Origin of the sequence: Bovifimicola ammoniilytica (assembly GCF_025567085.1) — a bacterium.
Lineage (GTDB): Bacteria > Bacillota > Clostridia > Lachnospirales > Lachnospiraceae > Bovifimicola > Bovifimicola ammoniilytica.
On record NZ_JAOQJN010000007.1, the window covers coordinates 46449 to 72342 of the forward strand.

Annotated in this window: 19 protein-coding genes and 1 riboswitch; all 19 genes read left to right on the forward strand. The window is 33.9% G+C overall.

Going from position 1 to position 25894, the window contains the following annotated elements:
• The first annotated feature begins 40 nt into the window (after positions 1 to 40).
• The 19 genes from fabD to OCV48_RS10190 all read left to right on the forward strand — a co-directional run bounded on the left by fabD (position 41) and on the right by OCV48_RS10190 (position 25850).
• On the forward strand, positions 41 to 970 hold the full coding sequence (gene fabD / locus OCV48_RS10100) for an ACP S-malonyltransferase (protein WP_021982935.1): 930 nt from the start codon (positions 41 to 43) through the stop codon (positions 968 to 970).
• Positions 971 to 1069: 99 nt separating this feature from the next.
• Complete coding sequence (fabG, locus tag OCV48_RS10105) at positions 1070 to 1813, forward strand: 3-oxoacyl-[acyl-carrier-protein] reductase (RefSeq protein ID WP_021982936.1); 744 nt, start codon at positions 1070 to 1072, stop codon at positions 1811 to 1813.
• 80 nt (positions 1814 to 1893) lie between these two features.
• Positions 1894 to 3129 carry a beta-ketoacyl-ACP synthase II gene (gene fabF / locus OCV48_RS10110; protein ID WP_147591857.1) on the forward strand — a complete coding sequence of 412 codons (1236 nt, stop codon included), beginning with the start codon at positions 1894 to 1896 and terminating at the stop codon, positions 3127 to 3129.
• Between the two features lie 113 nt (positions 3130 to 3242).
• The gene (gene accB / locus OCV48_RS10115; protein WP_021982938.1) at positions 3243 to 3710 is read left to right on the forward strand and encodes an acetyl-CoA carboxylase biotin carboxyl carrier protein; all 468 of its coding nucleotides are present in this window, start codon (positions 3243 to 3245) and stop codon (positions 3708 to 3710) included.
• A gap of 131 nt (positions 3711 to 3841) precedes the next feature.
• Positions 3842 to 4264 carry a 3-hydroxyacyl-ACP dehydratase FabZ gene (gene fabZ / locus OCV48_RS10120; RefSeq protein ID WP_021982939.1) on the forward strand — a complete coding sequence of 141 codons (423 nt, stop codon included), beginning with the start codon at positions 3842 to 3844 and terminating at the stop codon, positions 4262 to 4264.
• 13 nt (positions 4265 to 4277) lie between these two features.
• Positions 4278 to 5624: an acetyl-CoA carboxylase biotin carboxylase subunit gene (locus OCV48_RS10125; protein ID WP_021982940.1), complete on the forward strand. Its 1347-nt coding sequence runs from the start codon at positions 4278 to 4280 to the stop codon at positions 5622 to 5624.
• Positions 5625 to 5648: 24 nt separating this feature from the next.
• On the forward strand, positions 5649 to 6521 hold the full coding sequence (accD, locus tag OCV48_RS10130) for an acetyl-CoA carboxylase, carboxyltransferase subunit beta (protein ID WP_147591904.1): 873 nt from the start codon (positions 5649 to 5651) through the stop codon (positions 6519 to 6521).
• A 25-nt stretch (positions 6522 to 6546) separates the two neighbouring features.
• Positions 6547 to 7341 (forward strand): acetyl-CoA carboxylase carboxyltransferase subunit alpha, encoded by a 795-nt coding sequence (locus OCV48_RS10135; protein WP_021982942.1) that lies wholly within the window; start codon positions 6547 to 6549, stop codon positions 7339 to 7341.
• A 27-nt stretch (positions 7342 to 7368) separates the two neighbouring features.
• Positions 7369 to 8427, forward strand: a complete 1059-nt coding sequence (locus tag OCV48_RS10140; RefSeq protein WP_147591858.1) for an NAD(P)H-dependent flavin oxidoreductase — start codon at positions 7369 to 7371, stop codon at positions 8425 to 8427.
• 155 nt (positions 8428 to 8582) lie between these two features.
• On the forward strand, positions 8583 to 9746 hold the full coding sequence (locus OCV48_RS10145) for a CobW family GTP-binding protein (protein ID WP_021982944.1): 1164 nt from the start codon (positions 8583 to 8585) through the stop codon (positions 9744 to 9746).
• A 97-nt stretch (positions 9747 to 9843) separates the two neighbouring features.
• Positions 9844 to 10797, forward strand: a complete 954-nt coding sequence (locus OCV48_RS10150; protein WP_021982945.1) for a TIGR03943 family putative permease subunit — start codon at positions 9844 to 9846, stop codon at positions 10795 to 10797.
• 124 nt (positions 10798 to 10921) lie between these two features.
• A complete protein-coding gene (locus OCV48_RS10155) occupies positions 10922 to 14158 on the forward strand; it encodes a DEAD/DEAH box helicase (RefSeq protein ID WP_147591859.1) in 3237 nt (1078 codons plus the stop codon).
• A gap of 164 nt (positions 14159 to 14322) precedes the next feature.
• Positions 14323 to 15363, forward strand: a complete 1041-nt coding sequence (locus tag OCV48_RS10160) for a threonine aldolase family protein (RefSeq protein ID WP_147591860.1) — start codon at positions 14323 to 14325, stop codon at positions 15361 to 15363.
• Between the two features lie 64 nt (positions 15364 to 15427).
• Positions 15428 to 15563, forward strand: a riboswitch (cobalamin riboswitch).
• Positions 15564 to 15927: 364 nt separating this feature from the next.
• Positions 15928 to 16185 carry a homing endonuclease associated repeat-containing protein gene (locus OCV48_RS10165; RefSeq protein ID WP_147591861.1) on the forward strand — a complete coding sequence of 86 codons (258 nt, stop codon included), beginning with the start codon at positions 15928 to 15930 and terminating at the stop codon, positions 16183 to 16185.
• Complete coding sequence (locus OCV48_RS10170; protein WP_147591862.1) at positions 16172 to 20338, forward strand: DUF4430 domain-containing protein; 4167 nt, start codon at positions 16172 to 16174, stop codon at positions 20336 to 20338. The genes OCV48_RS10165 and OCV48_RS10170 overlap by 14 nt, the downstream gene beginning before the upstream one ends.
• A gap of 184 nt (positions 20339 to 20522) precedes the next feature.
• The gene (locus OCV48_RS10175) at positions 20523 to 21488 is read left to right on the forward strand and encodes a DUF4430 domain-containing protein (protein ID WP_021982950.1); all 966 of its coding nucleotides are present in this window, start codon (positions 20523 to 20525) and stop codon (positions 21486 to 21488) included.
• Positions 21488 to 22387, forward strand: a complete 900-nt coding sequence (locus OCV48_RS10180) for an energy-coupling factor transporter transmembrane component T (RefSeq protein WP_147591863.1) — start codon at positions 21488 to 21490, stop codon at positions 22385 to 22387. The genes OCV48_RS10175 and OCV48_RS10180 overlap by 1 nt, the downstream gene beginning before the upstream one ends.
• Positions 22388 to 22409: 22 nt before the next feature.
• Positions 22410 to 24923: an energy-coupling factor transporter ATPase gene (locus OCV48_RS10185; RefSeq protein ID WP_262559631.1), complete on the forward strand. Its 2514-nt coding sequence runs from the start codon at positions 22410 to 22412 to the stop codon at positions 24921 to 24923.
• 75 nt (positions 24924 to 24998) lie between these two features.
• On the forward strand, positions 24999 to 25850 hold the full coding sequence (locus OCV48_RS10190) for a S66 family peptidase (RefSeq protein ID WP_147591864.1): 852 nt from the start codon (positions 24999 to 25001) through the stop codon (positions 25848 to 25850).
• Positions 25851 to 25894: the final 44 nt, after the last annotated feature.

Here is a 25894-nt window from a genome sequence, read left to right on the forward strand (position 1 = left end):
GATTCCTCCGGCACATTGTGCCTGCGGAATGGAGAATAGTATGAGTAAAATAGCTTTTATCTTTCCTGGACAGGGCGCTCAATATATTGGAATGGGCAAAGACTTTTATGAAGAATTAGACGAGTGCAGAAAAATATACGATATAGCAGATGAAATTTTAGACTTTGATATAAAAAATATCTGCTTTAATGAGAACGATTTAATAAATGAAACTGAATATACACAGGCAGCAATTCTTACAACCAGTATGGCAATATATAAGGCTGTTGTTGAAATTGGAATAAAGCCGGATGTGTGTTGTGGACTTAGTCTCGGAGAATATAATGCTTTGGTTGCTTCAGATGTTATGAAATTCTCAGATGCCCTTAAGACTATAAGAAAACGAGGAATCCTTATGCAGGAAGCAGTTCCTGATGGAAAGGGTACTATGATGGCGGTTTTAGGACTGGATAATGAGATTGTATCTAGAGTATGTGAAGAAACTGAAGGAATCGTATCCGTTGCCAATTATAACTGTCCGGGTCAGTTAGTAATCTCAGGAGAGAGAGGAGCTGTTGCTATGGCAGCACAGAAACTTAAAGAGATTGGAGCAAAACGTGTAGTTGAGCTTAAAGTAAGCGGACCTTTCCATTCTGAAATGATGGCAGAAGCAGGAAGAGAACTTAGAAAATATATTGAGAATGTGGAATTTAATAAGCCGGTAATTCCGTATGTTGCAAATGTTAATGCACTATATATAGATAAGAATAAAGATATACAGTATATCAAAGATTTACTCGAGAAACAGGTATCATCATCTGTTATGTTTGAACAGTCAGTTAAAAATATGATTGCTGATGGTGTGGATACGTTCATAGAAATTGGACCAGGAAGAACATTAAGTGGTCTTGTTAAAAAGACAGATAGAAATGTTAGTGTTATGAATATAAATTGCATCGATGATTTAAAAAAATTAATTGAATTAAAATAGCATTGAATCAGGTAACTTATCAGTTTATATAATGAAGAAGAATGAAACCTGTAAGATATATAATTTTAAATAGAATATATTAAGATTTGGAGGATACATATGCTTTTAGAAAATAAAACAGCCATTGTGACAGGTAGTGCAAAAGGTATAGGAAAAGGAATTGCCACAGAATTTGCAAAGCAGGGAGCAACAGTAGTAATTAACTACTGTGGTTCTAAGGAGGCAGCATTAAAAACTGTAGAAGAGATTAAGGCATTTGGTGGAAAAGCGATTCCATATCAGGCAGATATATCAGATTATGAAATGTCTAAGAAAATGATGGATGATATTATAAAAGAATATGGTGCAATTGATATATTGGTTAACAATGCAGGTATTACAAGAGATAACCTTATTCTTAGAATGTCAGAATCAGAATTTGATGATGTAATCAGGACGAATCTAAAAGGAACATTCAACTGTATAAAACATGTTACTAAATATATGCTAAAGAATAAATCAGGGAAAATTATTAATATTTCGTCTATTTCGGGTGTGAATGGTATTGCAGGACAGGCTAATTATTCTGCATCTAAGGCAGGAATAATTGGGCTTACCAAAAGCTTTGCCAAAGAAATGAGTTCAAAGGGAATTAATATAAATGCAATTGCTCCAGGATTTATAGAGACCGATATGACAAAAGTATTAAATGATAAGTATGTTGAAGAGATAGTGAATACAATTCCTTCAAAACGAGTTGGAAGACCAGAAGATATTGCAAAAGCAGCATTGTTTTTAGCATCAGATATGTCTGATTATATAACTGGACAGACACTTATGGTAGATGGTGGTCTTGGATTATAACGATAACAAACAATAAGTTAAAGATAGATATTGATGATGTGTTTATTCATATGGAGAAGACATCAAAACAGGAGGCAGGAATGAAACGAGTAGTAGTTACCGGTATGGGTGCAATTACACCTATTGGAAATAATGTTGAAGAATTTTGGAACAATATAAAAGATGGAAAAGTTGGAATAGATAATATTACTAAGTTTGATACAACTGATTTTAAAGTTAAATTAGCAGCTGAAGTAAAGAATTATAATCCTGAAGATTATATGGACAAAAAAGCAGCGAGAAGAATGGAATTATTTTGCCAATATGCAGTAGTTGCTGCCGGTGAGGCAATTAGAAATTCAGAAATTGACTTAGAAAAAGAAGATTTAAACAGAATTGGTGTGTGTGTTGGATCAGGTATTGGAAGCCTGCAGGCAATGGAAAGAGAACATGCAAGATTATTGGAAAAAGGACCTAATAGAATTTCACCAATGCTTGTTCCAATGATGATTAGTAATATGGCAGCTGGAAACGTTGCAATTACATATGGATTAAAAGGAAAATGCACAAATATTGTTACAGCATGTGCAACAGGTACACATTGTATTGGTGATGCAGCAAGATATATTCAATATGGAGAGGCAGATGTAATGGTGTGTGGCGGAACTGAATCAGCTGTAACACCAATAGGAATTGGGGGATTCAGTGCATTGACGGCACTAACATCTACTGAAGATAAGACTAGAGCATCTATACCATTTGACAAGGAAAGAAGTGGTTTCGTTATGGGTGAGGGTGCAGGAATTGTTGTACTTGAATCTTACGAGCATGCAATGGAAAGAGGTGCGAAAATTTTAGCAGAAGTCGTCGGATATGGAGCGACATGCGATGCCTACCATATCACATCACCAGCAGAAGACGGTGATGGAGCTGCAAGAGCAATGCTTTTAGCAATTGAGGAAGCAGGAATTTCACCAAGCGAAGTTGACTATATAAATGCACATGGAACAAGTACACATCATAATGATTTATTTGAAACAAGAGCAATAAAAAAGGCATTTGGTAAAGATGCATATAATATAAATATTAATTCTACCAAATCAATGATTGGACATATGTTAGGTGCTGCTGGAGCAGTTGAATTCATAGTATGTGTTAAGAGTGTTATGGAAGATTTTATCCATGAAACGGCAGGATATCAGATAGAAGATGAAGAACTTGATCTGGATTATACAAAAGAAGCGAGAAAAGACAGAAAAGTAAATTATGCATTGTCTAATTCACTTGGCTTTGGAGGCCATAATGGCAGTATTATGGTAAAAAAATTCAAGGAATAATGAAGACAGGAAAGTGTAAAAGAATTTAGATAATATTCATATTTTTATATGATTCTGCTTTTATTTTCATTCAAAATAAAAGGTATTTATGACGAGTCAGAAATGAGGTAATTATGGAAGTTGATAATATTTTAAAAATTATTGATAAAGTATCTGATAGAAAATTAAGTTATTTTTCTTATGAAGAAGATGGTAAAAAAATAGTAATAAAATCTAAAAATAAGATGTCAATTAATAAATCTGATTTTAATTTTGAAAATGCAGATAAATTTTTTGAAGAATATAGTACTGAAAGTAATACAAAAGATAACATAAAAGACAGTACAAAGGATTTCAGTGATGAAGATATTAACCAGGTAAAATCACCGATTGTAGGAACATTTTATAGTTCCGCAACTGAGGGAGGAGAACCTTTTGTTAAAGTTGGTGACACAGTTACAAAAGGTCAGGTTATCGGAATTATTGAGGCAATGAAGATTATGAATGATATTGAATCACCATATGATGGAGTAATTGCATCTGTTGATGTTACGAATGGACAGACTGTGGAATATGGACAATTATTATATGAGATTAAATAAATATGATAATGAAAATGATATAAAAATGCAGACAATTTCAAATCGTTCATAAGCCAAAATGGTAATGATATCAGATTGAAAACAGAAAATCAGGCATAAGAGTCCTGGTAAAATAGGAAAGAGGAAGATAGATGTTAGATATAAAAGAAATCAAGAAAATTTTACCACATAGGTCGCCATTTTTACTAATAGACAGAATAATAGAAATTGAGCCTGGAAAAAGAGCAATAGGCAGAAAATGTGTTACATATAATGAGCCATTTTTCGCAGGTCATTTTGAAGACGAACCTGTTATGCCGGGCGTACTTATTATAGAAGCATTAGCACAGGTAGGAGCAGTAATCTGCTTATCGATGGAAGAATATACAGGCAAAACAGTATATTTTGGAGGCATTGACAAGGCAAAATTTAAGAATAAAGTAACTCCTGGAGATGTTCTTACTTTGGAAGTTGAGCTTATCAAGCAAAAAGGACCTGTCGGTATAGCATTTGCAAAGGCATATGATGATGAAAAGTTGTATGCACAGGCAGAGCTTACTTTTGTTATATCATAATGGAGGAAAAATCGTGTTTAAGAAAATTCTGATTGCAAATAGAGGAGAAATAGCCGTAAGAATAATCAGGGCATGTAGAGAGATGGGAATCGCCACAGTTGCAGTATGTTCGGAAGTTGACAGAAATTCACTTCATGCACAATTAGCAGATGAAACAATCTGCATAGGTGGGGATAAGGCATCAGATAGTTATCTCAATATAGAAAGAATAATCAGTGCAACTATAGCAACAGGCGCAGATGCGATTCATCCGGGATTTGGCTTTCTGTCCGAAAACAGTAAATTTGCAAGGATATGTGAGAAATGTAATATTACATTTATTGGTCCATCAGCTGATATTATAGATATGATGGGAAATAAATCGCAGGCAAGAAAGACTATGAAGGAAGCAGGCGTATCTATTATACCTGGTTCTGATGGTGCTGTATACGATGTGACAGAGGCTAAGAAAATCGCAGACAGCATAGGATATCCTGTTATGATAAAAGCAAGCTCGGGTGGTGGAGGAAAAGGAATGAGAGTTGTAAATAACTCTGAAGAATTTGAAGAAAAATTCGTAACTGCCCAGACAGAATCAATAAATGGTTTTTCAAATGATGCCATGTATATTGAGAAATATATAGCCTCATCAAGACATATAGAATTTCAGATTCTTGCAGATAAATATGGAAATGTTTTACATCTGGGTGAACGTGATTGTTCAGTACAGAGAAAACACCAGAAACTTATTGAGGAATCCCCTTCACCGGCAATAGATGACAGACTTAGAGAAGAAATGGGAAAACAGGCAATTTTGGCTGCTAAAGCTGCCGGATATTATAGTGCAGGAACAATTGAGTTTCTGTTAGATAGTACAGACAGATATTATTTTATAGAGATGAATACCAGAATACAGGTTGAGCATGGAGTTACTGAGATGGTGACAGGCATTGACCTGATTAAGCAACAGATAAGAATTGCCGATGGCGAGATACTAGATATTTCACAAGATGATATAAATATAAGTGGACATGCAATTGAATGTAGAATTAATGCAGAAGATCCAATGCATAAATTTATGCCAAGTCCCGGTACAGTTAATGACATACATTTACCGGGAGGAAATGGAGTAAGAGTGGACACCGCATTATATTCAGGCTATACGATTCCATCAATGTATGATTCATTAATTGCTAAAGTAATTGTATATGACAAAGACAGAGTAGCGGCAATAAGCAAAATGAAAAGTGCATTAGGGGAATTGATTATCGATGGTGTTACAACTAATTTAGATTTTCAATATTCAATTATTAATAATGATAAATTTGATAGTGGTAAGTTTGATACCGGATTTATCGAAAATGAGATGAAAATAGGCTAATGGAATGGAGAAAGTGTGAAAATTATGCTTAAAGAGCTTTTTAAGAAAGATACACTTACGGGTAAGGAACGAAAACAGATTAAAAACAGTGAAAGACAGAAGAATGCCACAAGGAATCCAAGTGTACCTGATGGATTGTTTTCTAAGTGCGATAAATGTGGAGAAATTATATGTACAGATGATATAGTAGAAAATTATTATATTTGTCCTAAATGCAATAATTATTTTCGCATAGAGCCGAGAAAAAGAATCAGTATGCTTATTGATGAAAATACATTTACAGAGACGGATAGCAATCTTACCATGTATAATCCCTTAGAATTTCCCGGATATGAGGATAAGTTAAAAAGTCTTAAGAAAAAGACAAATCTTGATGAAGCAGTTGTTACAGGATTCGGGGAAATATGTGGAATTAAGACAGGCATTGCTGTTATGTCAGCCAATTTTATGATGGGAAGCATGGGACATAATGTTGGAGAAAAAATCACTAAAATGATAGAAAGAGCTACTGTGGAAAAACTTCCTGTAGTTATTTTATGTTGTTCCGGAGGTGCGCGAATGCAAGAGGGAATTGTTTCCTTAATGCAGATGGAGAAAACATCACAGGCACTGAAAAGACATAGTAATGCAGGTCTAAGATATATTTCTGTATTAACGGATCCGACAACAGGTGGTGTTATGGCAAGTTTTGCAATGCTTGGAGATTATATATTAGCTGAACCAGACGCATTAGCGGGTTTTGCAGGACCAAGAGTAATTGAGCAGACCATAAGACAAAAACTTCCAGAAGGATTTCAGTCATCGGAATTTCTATTAGAACATGGATTTGTGGATATGATTGTAACAAGGCGTAAATTAAGAAAAACAATAGCATATTTACTTGGATGGACACAGTAAATGCAACTGTAGTATGGAGGCATATATGAGCAAAGATACTTTATCAGCAATTGAAAAGGTTAAGATTTCAAGAAGAAATGACAGACCAACAGCGCTTGATTATATTTCTAAAATATTTGATTCCTTTTTGGAATTACATGGAGACAGATTGTTTGGAGATGACAGTGCAGTTGTGGGAGGCGTGGCAAGATTCCAAGGCAGGGAAGTGACGGTAATTGGACAGCAGAAAGGCCGAAATACCAAAGAAAATATTAAGAGAAATTTTGGAATGCCTAATCCGGAAGGGTATAGAAAGGCTGTACGTCTTATGAAACTTGCAGATAAATTCAATCAGCCGGTCATATGTTTTGTGGACACACCCGGTGCATATTGTGGAATTGAAGCAGAGGAAAGAGGTCAGGGAGAAGCAATAGCAAGGGCAATATATGAAATGTCAGATTTAAGTGTACCGGTTTTGTCAATATTTATTGGTGAAGGTGGTAGTGGTGGAGCACTTGCATTAGGTGTTGCCAACAATATATTTATGCTTGAAAATGCTACATATTCAATTCTATCACCTGAAGGTTTTGCAGCTATTTTGTGGAAAGATGCAGAAAGAGCTGATGAAGCAGCTGAGGTTATGAAGATTACGGCAGATGATTTAAAAAATCTACATATTATAGACAGAATAATAAGTGAAAGCGAAGATATGACGGTTAATAATATGGAAGAAACTGTTAAAGAGTTAGTAAATGGTATTACAGATTTTATTGCGTATTATAGTGATAAAAGCAGAGTAGAAATACGAGATGAAAGATATGAGAGATTTAGAAAATTCTAAAGTTTATGAAGCGAGGAATGGTTAAAAGTGAAAACATTAAAAATTGGTAATCTGGAAATAAAAATACCTATTTTTCAAGGTGGAATGGGCGTCGGAATAAGCCTTGGTAATCTGGCCGGACATGTAAGTAAATATGGTGGTGTTGGATGTATTTCAGCAGCACAGATTGGTTTTAATGATAAATATTATGAAAAGTCGCCTTTAGAGACTAATTTAAGGGTTCTGGGCGAAGAAATTAAGAAAGCAAAAGAAATAGCAGCAGGTGGAATATTAGCTGTAAATATTATGTATGCCACAAGGAATTATGAAAGATATGTTAAGACTGCTGTTGAAAACAAAGCTGACATAATTATATCGGGGGCTGGTCTGCCATTAGAGCTGCCTGAACTTGTAGAAGGTTCTGATACAAAGATAATTCCAATTATTTCTTCTAAGAAGGCAGCTGAGGTTATAATTAAAATGTGGTCTAGAAAATATAACAGATTACCCGATGCAATCATAATAGAAGGTCCATTGGCAGGTGGACATTTGGGATTCAAAAGTGAAGATGTTCTTGGCATTACAAATGAACAATATGATGAAGAAATCAAGAAAATCATTGTTCTTATTCAAGAATATGATGATAAATTTCATTGTAAAATACCAGTCATAGTTGCGGGAGGAATTTCAGAAAAAGCAGATATTGAAAGATATAAGAAACTAGGTGTTGATGGATATCAGATAGCCACCAGATTTATTGCAACAGAAGAGTGTGATGCAGATATCAGATATAAAGAAGCATTTATTAATTGCAGGAAGGAAGATATTGTAATAGTAAAAAGTCCTGTTGGAATGCCAGGAAGAGCCATAAAAAATAAATTTACTGAATATGTTAAGGATAATAAAATAGACGTAAAGAAATGTAGAGGCTGTATAAAGAAATGTAATATGAATACAACAAGATATTGTATATCTCAGGCATTGATAAATGCAGTAAGAGGTGATGTTGAAAATGGATTAGTATTTTGTGGTGCTAATGCATATAAGATAAATAAAATAAGTACAGTTGAAGAAGTAATTAATGAATTTTGTAACTATTTAGAATAATATAATTCAAACATTGTATAAATATAATTTATAACTTGCTATATAAAAATCCCTCGTTTTATTGATAAATATTGCTAAACTGCCCACTTGACAAAGAGTGGGAAAGAGTTATACTAAAAGTTACGGAAAATCAATAGAAAGAGGGACATAATATTATGACGAAAATAGACATTATTTCTGGTTTCTTAGGAGCTGGAAAGACAACATTAATAAAAAAATTACTTGAGGAAGGATTAAAGGGTGAGAAACTTGTTCTTATCGAGAATGAGTTTGGTGAAATCGGTATCGATGGTGGATTCTTAAAAGATGCAGGCGTTCAGATTACAGAGATGAATTCAGGTTGTATATGTTGTTCGTTAGTAGGAGATTTCGGTACAGCACTTAAAGAAGTTATTGATAAATATGCACCTGACAGAATCATTATTGAGCCATCAGGAGTAGGTAAATTATCAGATGTTATCAAGGCTGTAACAGATGTTATGGAATCGGAGACAGCGGATATAATACTTAACAGCACAACAGCAGTTGTAGATGGTCTTAAGACTAAGATGTATATGAAGAACTTCGGTGAATTCTTCAATAATCAGGTTGAAAGTGCAGGAACTATAGTTATCAGTCGTTCACAGAAGATGCCTGAAGCTAAGATGACAGAATGTGTCTGCTTATTAAAGGAGCATAATCCAAATGCAACAATTATCACAACACCATGGGAAGATATTAATGGTTTACAGATACTTGCTGCTATGGAGAAATCTGGTTCACTTGCTGAAGAATTATTAGCAGAAGAAGATGTTTGCCCTGAATGTGGACATCATCACCACGACCATGATGAGTGTGGCTGTGAACATGACCATGAACACCATCATCATGATGGAGAGTGTGGCTGTGAACATGACCATGAAGATGAAGACCATGAACACCATCATCACGATGGAGAGTGTGGCTGTGGACATGACCATGAACACCATGAACACCATCATCACGATGGAGAATGTGGTTGTGGACATGACCATGACGGACATCATCACCATCATGCAGATGATGTATTTACAAGCTGGGGAACAGAGACACCTAGAAAATATACTGAAGAAGAGGTTAAGACAGCACTTGATAAACTTGCTAATACAGACGAGTATGGTGTCATCTTAAGAGCAAAAGGTATGCTTCCAAATGTTAATGGAGAATGGATATACTTTGACCTTGTTCCAGGTGAATATGAACTTAGAAAGGGAAGTCCTGATTATACAGGACGTATCTGTGTAATAGGAACTAATCCTGACGAAAATAAGTTAAAAGAATTATTTTATTTAGCAGATTAATAAAATAAAAAGGTAATGATATGTCTATATTAAAGCTTATGCATTGCCTTTTAAATGAAGCAAATATTAAAGTGCCTTGCAGAACGGAGATTAGAATATGAACAATCAGGATAGAGAAGTACCAGTATATTTATTTACCGGAATACTTGAAAGCGGTAAGACAAGTTTTATAAGAGACACACTTAATGACCCGGGATTTTCAAGGGGTGAGAAAACTGTTCTTATAGTATGCGAGGAGGGTATCGAGGAATATGATGCCGTTGCCTTGTCTAAGAACAATATTTTTATAGAGACAGTAGAAGAGAAAGATGGTTTATCACAGGAATTCTTCAAGAAATGTGAGGAATTCTATAAACCTGAGCGTGTTATGATAGAGTATAATGGAATGTGGGAATTAGATGCGGTTGACGAAGATAATATGCCCGAAGAATGGACACTTGCACAGGTTATATCAACAGTTGATGCTACCACATTTAATATGTACTGGACAAATATGCGTTCAATAATTATTGAGCAGTTATCGTTGTCTGATATGGTTATCTTAAATCGTTGTACAAATGAAACAAAACGTAATGAATTCAGAAAATGTGTGAAGATTTTTAATAAGAAAGCACAGATTGGATATGAAGCAGCAGAAGGTTTTGAAGATGCCTTAAAGGAAGAAGAGTTACCATTTGACATTAATGCAGACATTATTGAGATAGATGATGATGACTATGGAATGTGGTTTGTAGATGCAATGGATAATCCTAAGAAATATGATGGGAAAGTTGTAAAATTTAACGCAATGGTTTATAAGCCACCGAAATATCCTAATACATGCTTTGTTCCGGGAAGATTTGCTATGACTTGTTGTGCGGATGACATATCATTTATGGGAATGTTGTGCAAGAGCAACACAGAAATTTTATTTAATGATAAGGACTGGGTTACAGTTACAGCAAAAATAAGACGTGAATTTTTAAAAGAATATAGAGGAAAAGGACCAGTACTTCATCTTATCAGTGCCGAAAAGTCGACAAAACCTGAAGATGATTTAGTATATTTCTAAAATATAATTACAGGTATTTTACGGGTTTTAGGAAATGGTCTTGAAAATGTGACAGGAATAGTAACAAGACTAATTGTGCTATTCCTGTTTATGTTATAGGCACTAAAACGGATTGGAGAAGAAAATGCTAGAAATAAAGGATATTTTGAGTAGTTGTGGATACAGACAATATGAAGAGGGACGAGATCTGTATGGAAGTAAGAAGATTAACGATTTAGAAATAAGTAAAGATACTATGACAGGTGCTAATATTGTTAAGGGAATTGTCGAAGAAAATGCAAGAAAATATAATTCCATAATATGGGTAGATGAAAGACGTAATGAAAAACCTATATACGGTTATCAATGTAGTTGTGAGGGATTTAATGAAAAGATGTGTAAGCATTGTGTAGCGGTGGCATTTTCATATCTGAAATATAGAAAAACAGAGATAATGAAGAAACAGGTAGTTCCTGTCAGCAAGGATAGGGAGACATCAAAGGACTTGCAGGAAGTAATCCGTAAATATGCCATAACGAAAGAAAGTATTACAGATAAGGGCAGAGTTAATTTAGATTTAAGTCTTACCACAAGTGGTGATGAAAATGGTATTACTAATTATTATGTAAATGCTAAAATCGGAACCGGTAAGATGATTATTGTTCAGGATATCGTTGGACTTGCACAGAATATGGCAGCGAAGAAGAAAATTCAATATTCAAAGAAATTGTCAGTAATTCATGATAGAATGGTATTTACTGAGGAATCATTACCAAGGCTTGACTTCATTATGGAATTAGTCAAGGCTACATTTTCTAACTTTGAAAATGAGATTACGATTTCGAATAAATACAGGTCATTAGCTGTCAATCCATTTTTCTTAGAGCGAATATTCAATGTATATATGGGAAATGAAATAACGATAGATAATGTAAAATATAGAATTCTTGAGGATAATCCTAATCTGTGTCTTATGATCAAGAATGAAAATGATTGCGGCATAAGTGTTGCTATGAAACCAGTAAAGATAATTAATGGTGACAGACACGATTTTCTTATGGTGGAAAATGAAATATACAAGTGTTCAGAAGAATTTTCAAAAGATGTAATTCCGTTTATCAGGGCAATGAACAGTATGGAAGAGAAGAAATCAAAATATTTGTATTATGACAGGAATTTTGACTTTATTAATAAAGAGGACTACAGGGCATTTTGCGGCAATGTACTTTTACGACTTAAGAAGCATATAGGTATTGTATGTGAAGACATAGATATAGAAGAATATATGCCTACGAAAGCAAAAATAAATGTCTATATTGATAATGATGAGGGTAAGGTAAGTCTTAAATTACAGGCCATCTATGGTAAAGATGTGTATGATGTATTTGAAGTACATAACGAGAGCAGAGAATACAGGGATATTACAAGAGAAAGTAATGCATTAGAAGTCGTACAACAATATTTTGATGTGGTTGAGGACGAAGAAGGTAGTAGAAAATGGCAGATTAACGATGAAGATAAATTATTCGATTTTCTTGATGATGGTGTTGCCAAATTAAACGACATTGCAGATGTATTTATGGCAGATGTCCTTAATTCATTCAGGGTAATACAGGTTCCAAAACCATCTGTAGGAATAAGTCTTGTGGGCAATTTAATCGATATTAATATCGAATCTGATAAATTAAATATGGAAGAGATGTATGAGGTTCTTCAGGCATATAGATTACGAAAGAAATATTACCGTATGAAGAACGGAGATTTTCTGCGTATTGATGATGGAAATGTGGCATTTTTATCAGAGATAACCACAGGTCTGATGGTTCAGAAACAGGATATTCTTAACGGAGACTTTAAGGTTAAGAATTATTATGCGGGATATATTAATTCGACATTTAAAGAATTTTCTACAGATGACACAATAAGGCGTGACAGTGATTTCAAGAAAATTATCAGAGACCTAAAGGATGTTGGGGAGACAGATTATAGTGTTCCTGTTGAATTAAATGCCAAATTAAGAAAATATCAGAAAACCGGATACAGATTCCTGTCAGTATTATCAGATTTTAATTTTGGTGGAATATTGGCTGATGATATGGGGCTTGGTAAAACACTTCAGGTTATAACATTGCTAGAAGCACGCAAGAAACAAGCATTAATTGTGTGCCCCTCTTCGCTTGTATATAACTGGGAAAGTGAAATTAACAGATTTGCACCTGATTTATCAGTGCTTACGATAATCGGTGATAAGGAAAGAAGAAAAAATCTGTTAGATGATAGTGAGGAATATCATATACTATTAACGTCATATGATTTACTTAAGAGAGATATTGGAGAATTTGAAAATAAGGAATTCGACTATATTATTATAGATGAAGCACAATATATTAAAAACCCGGCAACGCAGGTATCAATTGCAGTTAAACGCCTGAAAGGACAACATAAATTTGCACTTACCGGTACACCTATTGAGAATAGGCTTAGTGATTTGTATAGTATTTTTGATTTCATAATGCCGGGATATTTATCAGATTATAAGACATTCAGGGATAAATACGAAGAGCCTATAGTACTTAATAATGATGAAGAGGTACTTAACAGATTTAAAAAGGTTGTGTCTCCATTTATATTAAGAAGAGAGAAGAGTGATGTGCTTAAAGATTTACCTGCCAAGATTGAAAATGTTGTCTATGTAAATATGACTGAAGAGCAGCAGAAATTATACAATGCAAGAGTAAATGCATTAAAGACCGAACTTGCTAATAAGAATGACAAGGAATTCAGAGAAGATAAGTTAAAAATACTTGCTGAACTTACAAGACTCAGACAGATTTGCTGTAATCCTGATATCTGTTATGAGAATTACCATGGTGGCTCCGGAAAAATGGATACCTGCATTGAACTTATCAAAAATGCCATAGAGGGTGGACATAGAATACTTGTATTCTCGCAATTTGTACAAATGTTGTTAAGAATCTATGGTGAATTAGAAAAATGTGGTATAAATGTTCTGATGCTTAGTGGAAAGAATACCAAGGAAGAAAGAAGAAAAATGGTAGAGGAATTTCAGGAGGAAAAAGTACCTGTATTTCTTATTTCACTTAAGGCAGGTGGAACAGGACTTAACTTAACAGCAGCAGATATTGTCATTCATTTTGACCCTTGGTGGAATGGGGCAGTCCAGAATCAGGCAACCGACAGGGCTCACAGAATTGGACAGATAAGGACACTAACAGTCATGAAGCTTGTGGCTAAGGGAACAATCGAACAGAAGATTATGGACCTACAGGAAAGAAAGCTTAAATTAGCGGATAATGTGGTATCAGGTGAGAATATGTCGAATATAAATGTTAATCTTGATGACCTGAAAGAAATTTTATAAATCAGAAATGGAGTTTAGTGCGAAAAATAATGCTGATGCGATTATTTTTCGCACAGCTATTTGCTTCTGAGCGAAAGCAAATAGCTCTTATGGCAGATGAGAAATCGCCTGTGCGAATTTCTCATCGCCTCTTCGCAAAAAGTCGCTCAGAAATGGAGTTTGTTATGCGTAATAAAAGAATTATATCATTTGAAAGTGACTATACAGAGGGAGCTTGTGAACCAATATTAAGAAAGATGTTAGAAACTAATATGGAACAATTATCGGGTTATGGAACTGATACATATTGTGAACAGGCAAAGAAGAAGATAAAGGCAGCTTGTGAATGTCCTGATGCAGAGGTATTTCTTTTAGTTGGTGGAACGCAGACTAATGCTATTGTGATATCTTCGATGCTTAGTAAGTATGAGGGTGTAGTGACAGCTAAATCGGGACATATTAATGTACACGAAGCGGGAGCTATAGAATATACAGGACATAAGGTAATGGAAATAGATGAAACAGAAGGCAAAATTAATGCTAATGATTTAGATTCTTATATGCGTAATTTTTATAATGATGAGAACCATGAGCATATGGTATTTCCGGGAATGGTATATATATCATATCCCACAGAATATGGTACACTTTATTCAAAAGAGGAGTTAAAGAACATTTCAGGGGTCTGTAAAAAATATAATATGCCTTTGTATATTGATGGTGCAAGATTAGGATATGGACTTATGAGTAAACAGTCAGACATTACGTTGCCTGAACTTGCCACACTATGCGATGTATTCTATATCGGCGGTACGAAGGTCGGGGCATTAATGGGTGAAGCAGTAGTATTTACTAAGAATAATACACCGCTTCATTTTACAACTTATATAAAACAGCATAGTGGACTGTTGGCAAAAGGAAGAATACTTGGAATACAGTTTGATACATTATTTACAGATAATCTTTATTTCGAAATAAGCCGTCACGCAATAGAAATGGCAGAGAAAATAAAAAAAGCATTCGCAGAGAAAAACTATGAATTATATATCGATTCACCTACGAACCAGCAGTTTATCATACTTGATAAAGATAAATACGATTATCTGAGGAATAAAGTGAAATTCAGCTTCTGGGAGAAATTATCTGATGACAGGATAGTTGTAAGGTTTGCCACAAGCTGGGCAACTAAAGAAGAGGACGTTGAAGAACTGATAAGTATATTATAATTTTCAAATTCTATCTTTTGTATTGACTTCACTAAAACGATAGTATATACTTGCGAAGTAAAACTTAATATGATTAGAATGTGGTTCTACAGGCATTAGACCTACAGGTAATTGGGAATCCGGTGTGAATCCGGAACAACTGTCATTACTGTATTTGGGATAACCATAAGTCAGATTACTCCCACATTTTATTCGGTAAAGTATTCTTGGACAAGAAGAAGTACAACCGGTGCGTAGAAGTTTTTTTTGTTATGCTTATTTTTCAAAATACTTTTAATACTTTTATTACTTTTATTATAGAAGTGAATAACATTTTATGCAGACCGATGTGCTTTCTTTACAGTAGTATGTATTGAAGGCATTTTTTACTTACCAGGAAATTTCGGTGAAATTGTCCTGGTAAGTAAAAACGCTCTGCGAGGATCGCACTGTGGCGAAGCAGAAAATGTTGCTATAGCAACCCGCCGCAGGCGGAGAATGTCGCAAGCGACATTCTTTATTATTGTGGTTTTCCAATTTATAAGAAAATTTAAAATGATGTATTCACTATGAAAGGAAAAAAATATGGATAAGAAAAGAGAACAGGCAATTGAAATGCTTGTCCGTAAATATGAAGAATCAGGTAAAGAAAGAACTCCTAAGAAAACTGATTTTAGTGATGATGACATATGCTTCATTAAACAAAAGTTAGGACCGTGGCCAAGAGCTTTGGAAGAAGCAGGTATTAAAGAAAAGTTAAAGCCTGACTCAAAGGAGATAAATAGATTAAAGAGGAAGAAATTAAAGAAGAAAAGGAGAGAAGAGAAAAATGAAGAAGATTAACAAGTTTTTTGCGTGGTTGTTAGTATTTGCATTGTTATTATCCAATATGCCATCTAATATAATAGCTAAAGCAGAAACTGCCATTAATCAGGTGCATGTAATTGTTAAGAACGACACTTATTCTGTAGCAAATGGTGCAAAATGGGAAGGTAAACTCATAGATACAATGGTAGATATAGATAATAACGATACAGCTATTACCGTTGTAAGTAAAGCACTTAAACAAAAGGGATACACACAGACAGGTGCAGAGTCTAATTATATTTCAGAAATAAACGGATTAAATGCATATGATGGTGGTTCGCAGAGTGGCTGGATGGGAACTTTAAATGACTGGTTCACTAAACAGGGATTAGGTGATTATAAAGTTTCAAATAATACATTAAAAGCAGGCGATACAGTTACATTTGAATATACATGTAACTGGGGCGGTGACTTAGGAAGTTATTGGAGTAATAACGATACATCACTTGCTAAACTTGAATTTGATACAGGAAAGCTTAATAAGACATTCACAGGTTCAGATAAGACATATACACTTTACATTGATGGTGATAGTGCAAATGTTAATGTTAATGCTGTAGCATATAACAGAAATTTCCAGGTAAGAACATATAAAAATACTTATACACCAGATGTAGCAGGAAGTGAATTAGGCAGAAACAGTAGTATAAAAGTATCTGATGGCGATAAGCTTTATATTGGTGTAGGTAATAAGAATTGGCCAAGTATGAACAGTGGACAGACAGAAACAATATACGAAATTGATATTAAGAAGGAAGAAAAAGAAACTGTAAAACCTGTAATTGAACAGTTGAATTTCTCAGCATATGCACTTTCTAACTGGAATACAAATGAGACATTTAAATCAGATGTATATGATTATGATTTGGATATCAAGACATATAGTACATCATCACTTTCATTGACAAGTACAACGACATTTGATGATACAAAATTCAGGGCTGAAGCATTATATACAGATGCTGATGGAAATGATAAAAGTGTTGTGATAAATAGTGGAAAATTCACATCATTATATAATTTTGGATTTGGTAAGACAGAATTAGTAATCAGGGTAACAGATTTAACAGATGATACTAACTTTACTGAATATAAATTCAATGTCACAAGACCATATGATACAACAGCAGCAATTAAATCTTCAACAGGGATTGAAGTAGTTCCTGAGGGAAGAAGTTTACTTTCTATAAATTATCAGGGTAAACCTGAGGGAACAATGTTTAAAGTCGATGCAGACGGTAACATCACAACTTCAGGTGTTGATAGTGATTATACAAGCTATGTTGCTTATTTATTAGAGAATCCTGAGGCATTTGCCCTTAAATTAACAGGTAAGACTAATTATGTTCATATCAGAATAAGTGAAGACGGAAAAGATTATACAGAAGTAGACAATGGTGGAAAATCACCTGTTTACAAATTTGGTGATACAACAGAGAAGACATTAACTATTCAGACAATTTCAGATGATGAATATATACAGAATGGGTTTACAAATGTTGAAGAATCAGGTAAGACATATACAGTAAAAATTGTTAAAGCAGATTCAGATACTGAGGGATCTAAGATAATTTCAGCTACAACTGAAAGTGGAGACTGGTATCCAGCATTTGATAAGAACCACAACAGTTATAGCATTGTTGTAGGCAACGAGGCAGAGATGCCTGAACTTAAATTCAATGTTAATGAGAATTCAATAGTTAAATCAGGTAATAACGTGCTTGAAAAAGCAGAAGACGGATTATATCATATCGAGCTTAAGACAAGCACACAGACAATTAATGTAGAAGCAGAGAATGGAATTTCTAACAACTATTCATTTAAAGCTATTAAGAAGAGTAAATATGATGTACCTGACAAGGTAGTTGATTACTTATGTATCAACAGCCAGTATACTAATGCAGGTTCATATGGTTCAGCACCGGAGAATACACTTGGTGGTACACTTCGTTCATTAGGTAACTTTGGTGGATATATAACATATTATTATGACAAGCCAATTGAGAATAATCCTAATAATAAATATGGTATTGACTTCTATGTATATGGTAACTCATTTGTATCAGGCGGAAGTGCCGGAGAACCAGGTCAGGTATGGGTATCAGAAGATGGTGAGAAATGGTATGCACTTGCAGGTTCAGAACATTATGAAGATTCAACAATTACAGATTATGAGATAACTTATACAAAGACAAAGAATGGCAGGACTTCATGGACAGATAACCAGGGTGGTTCAAATGACGGAAGTCGTTATACAGGTGCCTGGGTATCAGCTTCAACATATTATATGAATGACTTTGCTAAAAATGATGCAATTACATTAAAGGGAATCTTATTACCTTGTGTAGATGGTACAATTTATGGTGACAGTTCTACAGCTTCATTTTCAAGAGCAACTAAATTCGGTTATGTAGATTATTTCAGAAATAGCACAATTGGTGCAGATGTTAATCCTTATACAGAAAATGCTGAATCTAACGGTTTCGACCTTGAGTGGGCTGTTGACGAGGATGGTAATTCCGTAGAACTCCCTAATGGTATTCATTATGTAAAGGTTGTTACAGCATCTAATATCTGGGCAGGTATATTTGGAGAAAAATCAACAGAAGTAAGTTATGTTGTAAGAACAACTGCAGCAGAGGAAAATGTTGGTAGAACAGATAAACCGGAATCAATCATTATAACAGACGAAAATGGTGTTTCAAAAGAAGTTGAATTAAAAGATGGTGTTAATGAATACGATGTTACTGTAAATGATATATCATCAGTTAATATTTCTGTAAAAGGTATATCAGAAAGTGACAATGTATATGTTAATAACCAGAGAATTACAGATGGTGTTGCTAATATTTCCGTAAATGAAGATAACAGAAAGGTAAGAGTAATTGTACAGAATGGTGACAAAGAACCTGTAATCTATATCTTAAATATTAAATCAGATACAGCAATTAAGATAGCGAATATCTTTAATGAAGTAACAGATAAATTTAATAATGGCGAAGTACCAATCGTAGATTCAATCGGTGGTGAATGGAGAGTTATTGGTTTATCAAGAGCATCACAGATTAGTGATACATTCAAAGAGGGATATTTCAAAAATGCATATGAATATGTTAAAGCAATAGGAAGTTCTAAACTTCATAAAGCTAAATCAACAGATAATTCGAGAATGATTCTTGCATTAACATCATTAGGATATGATGTTACAGATATTGCAGGATATAACTTATTAGAGCCTCTTGGTGATTTCGATTATGTTGTTAAACAGGGCGTAAACGGTGCTATCTGGGCATTAATCGCATTAGACAGTAACGATTACAAAGTTCCATCATTATCAGATGAGGAGATGGCAGCATTAAAAGATAAATTAATTAACTTTATTCTTGATAACCAGATGTCAAATGGTGGCTTTACACTTAATGGTACTGAAGATGATGTGGATATTACAGCAATGGCAGTTCAGTCATTAGCTAAATATTATAATGAAAATGAAACTGTGAAAGCAGCAGTAGACGGAGCAGTAGAATATTTTGAAACAGTACAGAATGATAATGGAAGTTTCGGTAGTTATTCAGCATCTAACTGTGAAAGTACAGCACAGGTAGTAATCGCATTATCAGTTATGGGAATTAATCCTAGAACAGATACAAGATTTATTAAAAATGGTGTTTCAGTTATGTCAGCACTTAACAGCTTCTATCTTTCAGATGGTAACTTCTGTCACGTTAAAGATGAAGGCGTTAATGAAATGGCAACAGAACAGGCTTATTTAGCATTAGTTGCATATAAGAGATTAGTTGAGAACAGCACATCAATCTATGATATGAGTGATGTAACTAAGATTAGTAATCCGGTTATTAAAGATGATGATAAGGAAGATGATAACAAATCTGACGACAACAAGTCTGATGATAATATGAAAGACGATGATAAGTCAGATAACAAATCTGATAATAACGGAAACAGTTCAGCAGAGAATAATGATAAAACACCAGGAAATGATAAAGATTCATTGCCAAAAACAGGTGATTATACTAATATATTATTATATGTATTGTTAATGACAGCTTCAGGAGCAGGCGTATATGTAATATATAGAATTAAGCGTAAGAAAGATGTGACAGCATAATATCGTAAAGCGATAATCTATTTTATAAAGAAGTAATTCATAAAGGCGCTATATTCTTTGATATAGCGTCTTTATATTTTCAATATATGATAAAATCTTTATAATTCAATTAATGTTAAGTATTAATCTCTGGGTTATGATATGAAAATGGTAATTAAAAATATTATGGAAAAGGCTAAAAACTATGAATATTTCAAAGATAAAAGAATGGTTAAAATTAAATAGAAATAAAGTAATAGGTGTGGCTTTTATACTTATTGTACTTACTGTAGCTTTCTTATCAGGAGAAAAGCCGGCATCAGTTAATCCTAAAGATGATAAATCAACTGAAAATGAATTACAAAGTAATGCGACAAGTGATAAAGTAGAAAATAGATATACTATAAAGAATAGTAATAGTAGTGACAATATTAATCAGACAGATAATAATACCAATACAGATGTATCAGATAGTAATAGTGAAGCTCAGGATACCTCAGCATATAATGATAATAGTAAATCAGACAATCAGAATGGAGAACAAAATCCAGACTTAAATGGTAATACTTCACAAGATACAGATAATTCAGCAGAAGCTAAGCCAGACAGTAATAAAACGGATATAAGTAGTCCGGGTACAAATATATCAGATGGTAGTAATGAGCAGAATACTAACGGAAATTCTAATACATCAACATCTAATAATTCAGGCAATAATCAGAATGGTAATACGAATAGTGATACGGGCAGCAACTCTGGTAAGAATGAAAACACCTGCACCATATCGATATCCTGTGCCACTATACTTAATAATATGAGTATATTAGATAAGGATAAAAAAGATATTGTTCCTAAAGATGGATGGATATTAAAGGAGAGAACAGTTACATTTAAAGAGGGAGAAAGTGTATTTGATATTTTAAAGAGGGTATGTAAGGATAATAAGATTCATATGGAGGCAAGTTTCACTCCATTATATAACAGTTCATACATTGAAGGAATTTATAATTTGTATGAGTTTGATTGTGGCGCATCATCGGGCTGGATGTATAGCGTAAATGGCGAATTTCCTAATTATGGATGTTCTAAATATATAGTAAAAAAGGGCGATGTAATAAGGTGGCAGTATACATGTGATTTGGGAAAAGACATAGGAGGGGGAATGAATTAATGGAAAATATAGACAACTTTGCAGGATATCATCCTATCGTTAATCTGGCATATTTCGTAATTGTGATTGCAATAGCTATGTTTTCAATGCATCCGGTAATTATATGTATTTCACTTATAATGTCGCTTGTATATCTGACGTATCTGACAGGAATCAGGCAGGTTATTGGCAGATTAAAACTTTTAGTTACTATGACAATTATGATAATAGTTATTAATCCATTATTTAACCATGAGGGAATGACGATTTTAGGCTATTTTAAGACAGGTAATCCGCTTACACTTGAATCAATAATATATGGAATATTTATGGCATTACTTATGATGAGTGTAATATTATGGTTTGCTATCTATAATGTTATTATGACATCTGATAAATTCATATACATTTTCGGAAGAATAATTCCACATTTAAGTCTGATAATCTCAATGTCTCTTAGATATGTTCCAAGATTCAAGGAGCAATTTATAAGAGTCAGGGAAGCAAGAAGATGTATGGGAAGAGATATTAATCAGGGAAATATATTTATAATAATTAGAAATATGGCCGCGATTTTATCAATTATGATTACGTGGTCGCTGGAGAATTCAATTGAGACAGCAGATTCTATGAAGTCAAGAGGATATGGACTTCCTGGAAGGACAGCATTTTCAATTTATAAATTTCATAAAAGAGATAGTATAGTATTAACAACTATGAGTGTATGCACGATGGCATTTATATGGCTGGTGGCAAATGATAAAATGTATTACAGATACTATCCTGTATTTGAAAGAAATCTTGCAAATATATGGTCGGTGATGGCTTATACGTTATTTGTCGTAATATGTAGTATTCCAATGCTGATAGACATATGTGATAGCTATAGATTTAAAAGAACAGAATTAAATGTGCATTAGATTGTGGAGATAAAGAGACGAAATGAAAATATTTTCAATAAATCAATTAGAATTTGAATATCCTGAAAGCAAAATAAAAGTCCTTAATAATATTAATCTTAATATAGAAGAGGGCGAATTCGTAACGTTATGTGGAGCCTCAGGCTGTGGAAAGAGTACATTATTAAGACATTTGAAATCAGTACTTGAACCGGCAGGACAGAGAAATGGCGAAATCTTATTTATGGGAAAAGCCCTTATAGAGTGTGATGAGAGAAGTCAGGCTGAAAATATAGGTTTTGTATCGCAGAACCCGGATAATCAGATAGTAACTGATAAGGTATGGCATGAGTTAGCTTTTGGGCTTGAAAGTCTTGGATATGATAATGAAGTGATAAGGCAGCGTGTGGCTGAAATGGCTGCATTTTTCGGAATTGAGGACTGGTTTTATAGAAGTGTTTCTGAACTGTCAGGTGGGCAGAAGCAGTTATTATGCCTTGCTTCGATTATGACAATGCTTCCAGAAGTAATAATACTAGACGAGCCTACAAGCCAGTTAGACCCGATTGCAGCATCAGAATTTATAAATATGCTGTTCAAGATAAATCATGAATTGGGAATAACGATTATCATTACAGAACACAGATTAGAAGAGATTATACCACAGAGCGACAGGGTTATAGTTATGGAAAGCGGCAAAATTATAATCGATGATGTGCCTGAGGTTACGTGTCAGAAATTAAGGGATATGAAGCATAGTATGTTATTATCTATGCCTGTTCCTATTCGTGTATATAGCAGTGTTTTATATGGAAAATGTCCGTTAAATGTTAATCAGGGAAGAAAATGGTTAGAGGCTTACAGTAGTAAAAATAATATAAAAAAATTCATTGAAGAGAAAAATTATAAATTTGATGAAAAAGTTATCGAACTTAAGGACATATGTTTCAAATATGAGAAGAATGGCGAAGATGTGTTAAAAGATGTAAGTCTGAATGTGCATAAAGGTGAAATATATAGCATTCTTGGTGGAAATGGTACAGGCAAAAGTACGCTTCTATCTGTTATATGTGGCATCAGAAAACCATACAGGGGAAAGATTAAGTTAAATGATGAGAAAAAGATTATAATGCTGCCACAGAACCCACAGACGTTATTTGTTAAGAAAACGGTAGCCGAAAATCTGTCAGATATTAGTAAGGATAAAGAGCAAATCAATGAAGTTATTAAGATGTGCAGACTTAGTGATTTTACAGACAGACATCCATATGATTTATCAGGTGGTGAGCAGCAAAGGGTAGCACTTGCGATGGTGCTTCTTACTATGCCTGATATTCTTCTGCTAGATGAACCGACTAAAGGTTTAGATAATGAATATAAAACAGAGTTTGCTAAAATAATTCATAAGTTGTCAGATAGTGGAAAAACCATAATAATGGTAAGCCATGATGTGGAGTTTTGTGCTGAATTTACCCATAGATGTGCATTGTTCTTTGATGGAAATATCGTTGCAGAGAATATTCCATACAGGTTCTTTAAAGGAAATAGTTTCTATACAACGGCAGCAAACAGAATGTCTAGAGGAATTATTGAGGGAGCAATTACTGCGAGTGATATAATAGAGGCATGTAAAAATGAGAATAATACAGATGATAGTGGAAATGATTTAGGTAATATCAGAGAAACAAATAAAGATAAAGATGAAGATAGTGATAAGAATTGTTGTGAAAAATGCAATGAAGATGATTCGGATAATGAAATAGAAAAGAAAAAAAATAATTTAGAAATTGAAATAAAAAAGAAAGAAAATGATTCGGATAATGAAGCAGGAAAAGCTAAGGATAATATAAGCAAAGTTAATGCTATCAAGAAACAGAATATATTTATGGCAATTATGTTTCTGATAACTATTCCCATAACAATTTTTAGTGGAATTTATTATTTCGATGACAGAAAATATCTGTTTATTTCATTATTAGTTCTGCTAGAAGCTATAGCCCCGTTCTTCATTATATTTGAAGGAAGAAAGAGGGAAGCGAGAGAGATAGTAATGATTTCCGTATTATGTGCGATAGGAGTGGCAGGCAGGCTTGCGTTCTATATGCTGCCGGAATTTAAGCCGATAACGGCAATTGTAATAATTACAGGAGTAAGTCTTGGGGCAGAAAGTGGCTTTTTAGTCGGAGCGGTAACAATGTTAGTGTCAAATATTATATTTGGACAAGGCCCCTGGACACCATGGCAGATGTTTGCCCTTGGAATTATCGGCTTTTTGTCTGGAATAATTTTCAGAAAGAGAAAGAACAGACCAAATGTTATCGTGTTAGCAGTATATGGTTTTCTTGCAGCAGTTGTAATATACGGTGGAATTATGAATCCTGCGGCAGCTGTTATGTCACATGCAAGAATTAATAAGGCTACTTTAATAAGCTATTATGTGACAGGATTTCCGATGGATTTAGTAAATGGCGTTGCAACATTAATATTTACTATCTTGTTAACGAATCCAATGATGGATAAGATTGAGCGCGTTAAGAAAAAATATGACCTTATATAGACAGTTATTATATGAATGTGCTAATATAAAGGATACAATATTAAGATAAATGATATGAATACCGAGGACTGGCATATGCAAAAAGGAAGCAGAATAGGAATAGTCGGTTGTTCTAACGGACAGACCAAAGAATATGAAGAGAAAATTGAATATTTAATAGGTACAATTACTAATGAAATTGGATTAGAGCCAGTTATAAGTGATTATATTTATGAGACCGATTCATATTTCAGTGGAGATGCCAAAGATAAGGCAGATGCATTGATGAATTTCTATAAAGATAAGGAAATTAAGGCTATATTTGATATATCAGGTGGTGATATTGCAAATGAAGTCTTAGAATATTTAGATTACGATATTATAAGGGACAATCCTAAGATTTTCTATGGTTATAGCGACCTTACCACAGTAATAAATGCAATTTATGCTAAGACAGGGAACGTATCAGGATTATACCAGATAAGAAATCTAATTTATAAAGATAGTGAACAACAGATTAATAATTTTAAAAATACAATTATAGACGAAGGAAATGCTTTAACTGACATAGAGTATTATTTTATCCAAGAGGGATATATGGAGGGAACTGTAATAGGTGGAAATATAAGATGTTTCCTAAAGTTAGCAGGAACAGAATATATGCCCGGTTTTAGCGGTAAGATATTATTACTCGAAGGACTTAATTCAACCTCACAGCAGGTTGCAACATATTTGTGCCAGCTAAGACAGATGGGCGCATTTGATAAGATAAATGGTATTTTACTAGGAACATTTACAAGATTAGATGCAGATATATTTGTACCATCGGTAGAAGAACTTGTACAGAAATACGCAGGAAGAGATATTCCGGTTGCAAGAACTATGGATATAGGGCATGGAACAGATGCGAAGTGTATATTGATTGGAAAGCATATGGAATTCAGATAAGAATAAATCACAAAGACTTGTATCAAGGTATTCATCTATGACAC

Excerpts from the sequence above, each read along its gene's own strand:
- fabD (WP_021982935.1), top strand. The coding sequence starts at position 41 with ATGAGTAAAATAGCTTTTATCTTTCCTGGACAGGGCGCTCAATATATT.
- fabG (WP_021982936.1), top strand. The coding sequence starts at position 1,070 with ATGCTTTTAGAAAATAAAACAGCCATTGTGACAGGTAGTGCAAAAGGT.
- fabF (WP_147591857.1), top strand. The coding sequence starts at position 1,894 with ATGAAACGAGTAGTAGTTACCGGTATGGGTGCAATTACACCTATTGGA.
- accB (WP_021982938.1), top strand. The coding sequence starts at position 3,243 with ATGGAAGTTGATAATATTTTAAAAATTATTGATAAAGTATCTGATAGA.
- fabZ (WP_021982939.1), top strand. The coding sequence starts at position 3,842 with ATGTTAGATATAAAAGAAATCAAGAAAATTTTACCACATAGGTCGCCA.
- accD (WP_147591904.1), top strand. The coding sequence starts at position 5,649 with ATGCTTAAAGAGCTTTTTAAGAAAGATACACTTACGGGTAAGGAACGA.
- OCV48_RS10135 (WP_021982942.1), top strand. The coding sequence starts at position 6,547 with ATGAGCAAAGATACTTTATCAGCAATTGAAAAGGTTAAGATTTCAAGA.
- OCV48_RS10145 (WP_021982944.1), top strand. The coding sequence starts at position 8,583 with ATGACGAAAATAGACATTATTTCTGGTTTCTTAGGAGCTGGAAAGACA.
- OCV48_RS10150 (WP_021982945.1), top strand. The coding sequence starts at position 9,844 with ATGAACAATCAGGATAGAGAAGTACCAGTATATTTATTTACCGGAATA.
- OCV48_RS10155 (WP_147591859.1), top strand. The coding sequence starts at position 10,922 with ATGCTAGAAATAAAGGATATTTTGAGTAGTTGTGGATACAGACAATAT.
- OCV48_RS10160 (WP_147591860.1), top strand. The coding sequence starts at position 14,323 with ATGCGTAATAAAAGAATTATATCATTTGAAAGTGACTATACAGAGGGA.
- OCV48_RS10165 (WP_147591861.1), top strand. The coding sequence starts at position 15,928 with ATGGATAAGAAAAGAGAACAGGCAATTGAAATGCTTGTCCGTAAATAT.
- OCV48_RS10170 (WP_147591862.1), top strand. The coding sequence starts at position 16,172 with ATGAAGAAGATTAACAAGTTTTTTGCGTGGTTGTTAGTATTTGCATTG.
- OCV48_RS10175 (WP_021982950.1), top strand. The coding sequence starts at position 20,523 with ATGAATATTTCAAAGATAAAAGAATGGTTAAAATTAAATAGAAATAAA.
- OCV48_RS10180 (WP_147591863.1), top strand. The coding sequence starts at position 21,488 with ATGGAAAATATAGACAACTTTGCAGGATATCATCCTATCGTTAATCTG.
- OCV48_RS10185 (WP_262559631.1), top strand. The coding sequence starts at position 22,410 with ATGAAAATATTTTCAATAAATCAATTAGAATTTGAATATCCTGAAAGC.
- OCV48_RS10190 (WP_147591864.1), top strand. The coding sequence starts at position 24,999 with ATGCAAAAAGGAAGCAGAATAGGAATAGTCGGTTGTTCTAACGGACAG.